General features: G+C 37.7%; 7 protein-coding genes and 1 pseudogene. 7 read left to right on the forward strand and 1 reads right to left on the reverse strand.

What is annotated here, in order from left to right:
* Positions 1 to 128 precede the first annotated feature (128 nt).
* The 6 genes and pseudogenes from J7E32_RS15830 to J7E32_RS15855 form a co-directional block, all read left to right on the forward strand.
* Positions 129 to 1,499: a UDP-glucose dehydrogenase family protein gene (locus tag J7E32_RS15830; RefSeq protein WP_214909139.1), complete on the forward strand. Its 1,371-nt coding sequence runs from the start codon at positions 129 to 131 to the stop codon at positions 1,497 to 1,499.
* Positions 1,480 to 2,505 carry an SDR family NAD(P)-dependent oxidoreductase gene (locus J7E32_RS15835; RefSeq protein WP_214909117.1) on the forward strand — a complete coding sequence of 342 codons (1,026 nt, stop codon included), beginning with the start codon at positions 1,480 to 1,482 and terminating at the stop codon, positions 2,503 to 2,505. The genes J7E32_RS15830 and J7E32_RS15835 overlap by 20 nt, the downstream gene beginning before the upstream one ends.
* A 23-nt stretch (positions 2,506 to 2,528) precedes the next feature.
* Positions 2,529 to 3,539: a UDP-glucose 4-epimerase GalE gene (gene galE, locus J7E32_RS15840; RefSeq protein WP_214909119.1), complete on the forward strand. Its 1,011-nt coding sequence runs from the start codon at positions 2,529 to 2,531 to the stop codon at positions 3,537 to 3,539.
* 718 nt (positions 3,540 to 4,257) lie between these two features.
* A complete protein-coding gene (locus J7E32_RS15845; RefSeq protein ID WP_214909121.1) occupies positions 4,258 to 4,653 on the forward strand; it encodes an HI0074 family nucleotidyltransferase substrate-binding subunit in 396 nt (131 codons plus the stop codon).
* 1 nt (position 4,654) lies between these two features.
* Positions 4,655 to 4,954, forward strand: a complete 300-nt coding sequence (locus J7E32_RS15850) for a nucleotidyltransferase domain-containing protein (protein ID WP_214909123.1) — start codon at positions 4,655 to 4,657, stop codon at positions 4,952 to 4,954.
* Between the two features lie 551 nt (positions 4,955 to 5,505).
* Positions 5,506 to 5,679 (forward strand): annotated as a pseudogene (locus J7E32_RS15855) (magnesium chelatase domain-containing protein); the annotation flags it as partial.
* Positions 5,680 to 5,967: 288 nt separating this feature from the next.
* Here J7E32_RS15855 and J7E32_RS15860 read toward each other — a convergent pair.
* Entirely contained in the window at positions 5,968 to 6,711 is a 744-nt protein-coding gene (locus tag J7E32_RS15860) for an HI0074 family nucleotidyltransferase substrate-binding subunit (protein WP_286183319.1), read from the reverse strand.
* Positions 6,712 to 7,139: 428 nt separating this feature from the next.
* Between J7E32_RS15860 and J7E32_RS15865 the strand changes: the two genes are divergently transcribed.
* Positions 7,140 to 8,099 (forward strand): ATP-binding protein, encoded by a 960-nt coding sequence (locus J7E32_RS15865; RefSeq protein ID WP_214909130.1) that lies wholly within the window; start codon positions 7,140 to 7,142, stop codon positions 8,097 to 8,099.
* The last annotated feature ends 7 nt before the right edge of the window (positions 8,100 to 8,106 follow it).

Consider the following 8,106-nt stretch of genomic DNA (forward strand, 5'->3'; position numbering starts at 1 on the left):
TTAAGCTAAATTTAAAAACCGCTTTAATATTTGTTTATTTTGTATAAAAAACTCATATTGGAGTTATTTTTATTTGGGAAATGATTATGGCGCATTTTTTACAGATAGCGGGAAAGGAAGGTATTTTTATGTTTAAAATAGCTGTTGCAGGAACTGGTTATGTAGGTTTAGTAGCTGGTGTTTGTTTTGCTGAAGTAGGTCATCAAGTGACTTGTGTTGATATCGATGAGAAAAAGGTAGAATTAATGAAATCAGGCGTTTCTCCAATTTTTGAGGAAGGTTTAGAAGAGTTAATGCAGAAGAATTATTCTGCAAAAAGAATTAATTACACAACTGATTTTAAGTCAGCATACAAGGATGCTGATGCAATCTTTATAGGAGTGGGAACTCCGGAACAACCAGATGGTTCTGCGAATCTTTCTTACATTGCTACAGTTGCTAGACAAATTGCTGAATCTGTAGAAAAAGATTGTCTAGTTGTTGTTAAATCGACAGTTCCAGTTGGAACTAATGATAAAGTGGAACAATTTATCCAAGATTTTTTAGTTAATGATGTTAGGATTGAAGTAGCATCTAATCCTGAGTTTTTGGCACAGGGATCTGCCGTACACGATACTCTTCATGCTGAAAGGATCATTATCGGAACAGAGAGTAAATGGGCTGAAGAATTGTTAACGAAAATTTATAAACCGTTTCTTTTACCTATTGTTTCAGTAAATAGAAGGTCGGCAGAAATGATAAAATATGCATCCAATGACTTCCTTGCTCTAAAAATCTCTTATATGAACGATATAGCAAATCTTTGTGAATTGGTTGGTGCGGATATTCAGGACGTAGCTAAGGGAATGAGCTACGATGAACGTATAGGAAGTAAGTTTTTAAATGCAGGGATTGGATTTGGTGGATCATGCTTCCCAAAGGATACAAAAGCATTGGAATACATTGCAAAACAGAATGGATATGAATTAAAAACAGTTAAAGCTGCTATTGATGTAAACAATAAGCAAAAGACTATGTTATATAAAAAGGCTAGTAAAAGGCTCATTACCTTTAGTGGACTAAAGGTAGCAGTGCTGGGTTTAACTTTTAAACCAGGAACCGATGATTTAAGGGAAGCAGCATCTCTTGAAAATGTACCTTTATTATTAGAACAAGGTGCAGATATCTATGCATATGATCCTGTTGGTGCAGAGAACTTTGCTAAGGTTCATCCAGAGGGTAAGAACGGTAAAGGAAGCATTACTTATGTTTCTAATATCGAGCAAGCCCTAGAAGGTGCGAATGTTTGCTTTATCTTTACTGAGTGGGGAGAGGTTAAGGCAGTTACGTCTGAAACTTATAAAAAATTAATGAGGACACCATTAGTATATGATGGTAGAAACATTTATCGTGTTGAGGATATGCAACAAGCAGGAGTAGAATATCACTCAATTGGAAGGAAGCCTGCAATTAGAGCAGCTGTTAAGGAGTCGATGAATCTTGAATTACAAAACTCTTGACCTTAGTAAAACATATTTGATTACTGGAGCAGCTGGTTTTATCGGATACTATTTATCTGAAAAGTTACTCGAACTGGGCTGTAAAGTGATTGGTATTGATAACATCAATGATTACTATGATGTGAATCTTAAACATACTCGTTTAGGGAATTTGGAGCCTTATGAGAAGTTTATTTTTATTAAAGGTGACATATCAGACAAGGATATGATAATGAAGACCTTTGAAGAGTACAGGCCTAATGTAGTAGTAAACCTAGCAGCTCAAGCTGGTGTTCGTTATTCAATAGAGAACCCTGATGCCTATATTCAAAGTAATATAATTGGTTTTTATAACATACTTGAAGCATGTAGATACAATCCCGTTGATCATCTTGTATATGCATCTTCTAGTTCTGTTTATGGAGCTAATAAAAAGGTTCCGTTTGAAGAAACGGATTTTGTAGACAACCCAGTATCACTTTATGCATCTACCAAGAAATCAAATGAATTAATGGCTCACACATATAGTCACCTTTACAAGATTCCAGCGACTGGGCTTCGGTTCTTTACAGTCTACGGTCCTATGGGACGACCTGATATGGCATACTTTGGATTTACAGATAAATATTTTGCTGGTGAGCCAATCAAGATCTTTAATAATGGTGATTTTGAAAATGACCTTTATCGTGACTTTACTTATATAGATGATATTGTAGAAGGAATTGAACGTCTTTTAAGTAATCCACCTAGTGGTGATGTTCAATATAAAGTCTTTAATATTGGGAACAACAGCCCAGAAAAATTGATGGTATTTATCGAAACGTTAGAAAAATCTTTAAGCAATGCATTAGATAAGGAAGTACAATTTGAGAGGACTTTTGAACCAATCAAACCTGGAGATGTTCCAGCTACTTATGCATCTACTGATTTGTTGCAAGAAGCGATTGGATTTAAGCCGAAGACTTCTATCGAAGAAGGACTTCAGAAGTTTGCAAATTGGTATGTAGAATATTATGAAAAGAAGTAACTCATGGAATCGGAGGTACAATTATGAATATTCTAGTAACCGGGGGCGCTGGTTATATAGGTTCCCATACATGTGTGGCTTTGCTGGAGGCAGGACATTCAGTAATAATTGCAGATAATCTTTGTAATAGTAAGCGTGAAAACGTTGATAAAACTACAGACATTACAAATAAAGAAGTAACTTTTTATGAGATTGATGTAACTGATGAACAAGCTGTTGATGTTATTTTTAATAATAATAAAATAGATGGTGTTATTCACTTTGCTGGATTGAAGGCAGTAGGAGAATCAGTAGACATACCATTAACTTATTATTATAACAATATTGTTAGTACTATGGTTCTTGCAAAAGCTTGTCAAAAATATGATGTGAATCGATTTGTCTTTAGCTCCTCTGCAACTGTATACGGAGATAATAAAGTTCCTTTTGTTGAAACTATGGACCTTTTATCAACTACCAATCCATATGGTGAAACGAAAGCAATGAGTGAGCGAATTCTAACTGACATAGCTAAAGCTAATCCGAAATTTTCAGTAGCTCTTCTTCGGTATTTTAATCCTGTTGGTGCACATGACAGCGGATTAATTGGTGAAGCTCCCAATGGTATTCCTAATAACCTAATGCCATATGTTACTCAGGTTGCCAAAGGAAAACTAGAAAAACTTCGAGTATTTGGAAATGACTATCCAACAATAGATGGTACCGGTGTAAGAGACTATATTCATGTGGTAGATATCGCAGAAGGACATGTTGCAGCAATAGATAACCTTAAAGAAGGTGCTCATGTTTATAATTTGGGGACTGGTGAGGGTACTAGCGTGCTAGAGCTAGTCCAAGCATTTGAGGAAGCTAATGGTATTAAGGTTCCTTATGAAATAGTAGAACGGAGACCTGGAGATATTGCTTCATGCTATGCTGATCCTTCAAAAGCAGAGAGAGAACTAGGATGGATAGCAAAACGTGATATTATTGCTATGTGCCGTGATGCCTGGCGATTTGAAAAGAATTATAAGGATTTAGTTGAAGTAAAATAGAGATATTACCCGTTGAGTCAGATAAGAGGTTTGACGGGTTATTTCTGTTGGTTTAATATCGGTTACCAACGCAAAAAGGACCATGCATTTCTCGGCACAATCCTCTTGCATCATTCCTTCGTGTACTTACACAACAATTCCTCTTTTATAACTTTGCCCCATTCTAAATCAATTAACATTACATACAAATTACCGCGAAGAGATAAAGGTTGAGTATGTTGTTCTCCTAATTATCGTTCTGTTGTATTTGGCAAGTAAAAAATGTATCAAACGGCAATTAAAAATGTGTCACTTGCCAACTCTTCCTTTTTAATGATTAGTCATTAAAGAGACACGGTTCTGGCGTCGCAAAGGGAGCGAAACAGACACGGTTCTTAAGTTTCACTTGGGAGTCGAAATGGGGACATGGGGACGGTTCTCGTGTCCCTTCGGAATTCGAAATAGTTTGCTGATGGTCAGTTTATTGGGGGTTGCTGGTTTTGTTTGTTCTCTTTTGTTAGTGGTGATAATAGGATACAGCTTTACCTAGGTCGGGATTGGAGGGTGTTCTGATCTGGTTTTTTGTGTATGATATGAGGACTTATCCTAAAGCTTTTGTTTTGCAACTTTTAGACTCTAAACTCTAGGCCGCGTTGACACTCCGGATGTTAAAGCATTGTTGTATAATTGTGGTGAATGTATAATGATTATATAGAAAAGCGTTAAAGGGGTTGATAGAGTGAGTAATCGTAAATTGTTGCAAAGCGTGAACAATTTGGAACAAGCTATTACTAGACTTGAGGAAGCGCTTGCGGAAGATCTATCGAACAGTTTATTGGTTGATGGAACGATTCAGCGTTTTGAATTCACAATTGAACTCTACTGGAAAACACTGAAACGAATATTGACTTCAGAGGGAATTGAAACTAGGACCCCAAAAGAAACCCTTAAAGAAGCGTATCAAATTGGCTGGCTTCAAAATGAAACCGCTTGGCTCCAAATGCTAAAGGATCGAAACGAAACATCGCATACATACGATGAAGAAGCAGCCCTAAGAATATTACAAAACATCAAAGAATATTTTCCGGAAATGAAGACCACTTTGAGGATTTTACGAAAAAAAGTAGGGGATTAATATGCTTGCATCTAACATTACATCTCAAATCACTTCAATAGCAGCTAGATTTCCTGATATAGAAAAGGTATTATTGTTTGGCTCGAGAGCTCATGGTGATCACAGTCCACGATCGGATATTGATTTGGCTATAATAGCACCAGATATGACATCAAGGGATTGGTTAACTTTCACAGATACCTTGGAAGAAGAATTAGAAACACTCTTGAAAATAGATGTAATAAACCTGTCTACGGCGTCAAAAAAACTTGTTGATGAAGTAGACCAGTGCAAAGTTGTGTTATATCAACGCGGGATATAGGGGCTTCTGGAGGGACATAGGGATGGTTCTCGTGTCCCGTTCGGAAGTCGAAGTATTTTGCTGATGGTCAGGTTGTCCGGGTATTGATGATGTTATTTGTCCGTTTTTATTAAGTGGAAGTACTAGGTTACAATATAGTGTTAATTATATGATTTATCTTAATCTAGGTCGGAGGGATGTTTCTGATTTTGTTTTTATATTCATATGAGGTTTTATCGATATGCTATTTGAGAGCGAAACTGCAGCTTCCTCTCTCTTTTCTTGGCTTGTTTAGTAATTAATGAGTGCTTAATTTTGATTATTAGTTTATGATATGTTTGATGATTGATTTCCTCTATTATTCTTCTTTTAATCCTTTTCGTATGTCTTCCATTAAGTCGTTGTTTTCTTGATACCATTCATACTGCGTAAGTTAGTTTTCCTTTCTTCTTTCAATGTTTTTCTTCAAAAAGTTTCACCATTACTTCTTTCTGCCTTCTTTTGATATCATTCCTGCTATTTGTTTTTCACAATATTATTATTGCATTGAATCTTTTTCTGGAGGTATGTCTATGTCTGTAAAGGTTGCAAGCATCGGTTTGAAAGGGCTTGAGGGTTATCGTGTTGATGTTGAGGTGCAGGTGAAGGATGGATTCGAGTCAATCGTGATTGTCGGATTGCCTGATGCTTCGGTGAAGGAGTCGAAGGAGAGGGTGACAGCAGCGCTGCATACACTTGGTTTTGAGACACGGGGACGGTGGTCGCAAAGGGAGCGAAACAGACACGGTTCTTAAGTTTCACTTGGGAGTTGAAATAGTTCGGTGGAGGTTTCTTTGTCTTGAAGTTGATGGTTAAATCGTCAAGTTAGTTTGGTTGTTTTTGAAATCCATGAATTTTTGTAAGTTGACGTTATTGCCTGCCCGGGAATGGACGAGTGTATTAAGCTTAATATAATTCATAGAATGGAAAAGACGTCTCCTGTTGTATAACTGCCAAGAGCTATACAGGAGACGTCCCATTAAATGATTAAAACATTAATCAAGAGATATGTTTTTCTCTAAGGTCTTGCAGGCATCATCTAATAGGGTGATATATATTTTTTTTATATTGTGATATATGTCTAACGCGGTAGCTTCATCGTATGTGTGGGAGGTTCTGTTTCGGTCTTCTAGCATTTTTAGCCAAAGCTCACCATCTGTTATGAGTCCTTCCTTGAATGCCGCTTTTATTGTGCTTCTCGGACTCGATAATTCTGTCACACCTGTATATTCTAAATAGGACTTCATAAGCTTCCAGGATAACTCATATGTGAATTCGAATCGTTGAATGGTGGCATCTATTACAATGTCATCCTGTTCAGGGTCTCTTGAAAGGCTTTCTTTCAACTTGGAAAGAGCTCTTGCCAGATCCTCCATTTTAACCATCATTTTGTTCATAGTATCCACCACTTTTCCGCTCGAGTTTGTCGAAAATATAACGATGCCTTCCTTGTCAATAAAGTCTATCAATACCGTATTGCTTATTTTATCATAATCAATGACATCCAAGGTGTATATAATATTTGCTTCTGACAGCATATCACTTATATGAACAAGCTCTTCATTCTTGTTTTTAAATTTAATGGCTAAGTCAATATCAGAAGTAAGATTATAGTCACCTCTTGCTCTTGAGCCAAACAGAATTACTTTATCTATACTATTTGAGTACTCTGTAAAAATGTTAATGAGCTTATAAAAACTTTCTTTTGGTAAACCATACAATTTTGTTTCACTTTTCAAAACGAAGTGCCTCCTTCGTCTTATTCTTTTTATGTATATTCTTATTATAAAGTAAAGGGGGAATTTTTGGAAGCAAGGGGAAGTAACGTACTGGCGGATTTCGCGTCACATTTGGTATTGGAAATAGTGTGGTTATGGTTTGTTGAACTGATTTTTATAGTTTATTGGATATATTATTGAATCCTGGATTATATATAAGTGCTTATTTTTATTGTTTGGTTTATGATAGATTTGATGATTGTTATCCTCTTTGTCATTCTCCTCATGTGAGTTGTTCTTCTGATTTTCATCCCTTCTTTTTCTATGAGACTTTCTCCAAATATTAACTACTTCTTTCGTCTCTCTTTATGATTTCTGCGTTTCTCTTCTTTTATTTTGCTTTTACCCTATTAATTATCAAATATATTAAACCGTCTGGAGGTATGTCTATGTCTGTAAAGGTTGCAAGTATCGGTTTGAAAGGGCTTGAGGGTTATCGTGTTGATGTTGAGGTTCAGGTGAAGGAAGGATTCGAGTCAATCGTGATTGTTGGGCTGCCTGATGCTTCGGTGAAGGAGTCGAAGGAGAGGGTGACGGCTGCGCTGCACAGTCTCGGTTTTCCACTGGTTGAGAAGAAGGTAATCATCAACCTGTCGCCAGCAGAGCAGAAGAAGAATGGGCCTTTGTTTGATCTTGCGATTGCGATTGGCATTCTTAAGAGTGGTGGGTTTATACAGGATCCAGTCCCAATGGATGCTGGTTTTATCGGTGCGTTATCTCTTGATGGGACGGTCCATCCTGTTGAGGGGATGATTGCAGCTATTTTGGCTGCCAGGAAGCTGAGGTTAAAGCGGCTTGTTCTGCCTTTTGATCCGACAATTCCTAGAATTGAAATCGATGACTTGGAACTTGTCTATGTTGAAACCTTGCTGGATGTGATGAATTTTTTAGCCGGACAGCAGTTGCTGCCATTGCTGCCGGAAGTAGAAATGATTGAGAAATCCCTGGTGACCTCAAGGGATTTCAATCAGATTATTGGGCATGATTTTGCCAAGCGTGGTCTTGAGATTGCGGCGAGCGGCGGCCATTATGTGCTGATGGACGGACCACCGGGCTGCGGAAAGAGTCTTTTGGCTGAGACATTCCCAACCATCCTGCCATCGCTTTCGAAAGAGTCACAGCTTGAAAAAATAAGCCTCTATCAGCTGGCTGGTGCTCCTTACTCCTCATTGATTCTTCCTCCATACCGCCATCCTCACCATTCTGCATCGGCCGTCTCGATTATCGGAGGCGGTACCAATCCCAAACCAGGTGAAGTTTCCTTGGCCCACCGCGGCGTTCTGTTCCTTGATGAATTGGGCGAGTTCTCGAAAAAGACACTTGATATGCTTCGCCAGTGTAACTGCTAGACTAAAG

The organism is Bacillus sp. ISL-55 (genome assembly GCF_018613155.1).
Classification (GTDB): domain Bacteria; phylum Bacillota; class Bacilli; order Bacillales; family Cytobacillaceae; genus Mesobacillus.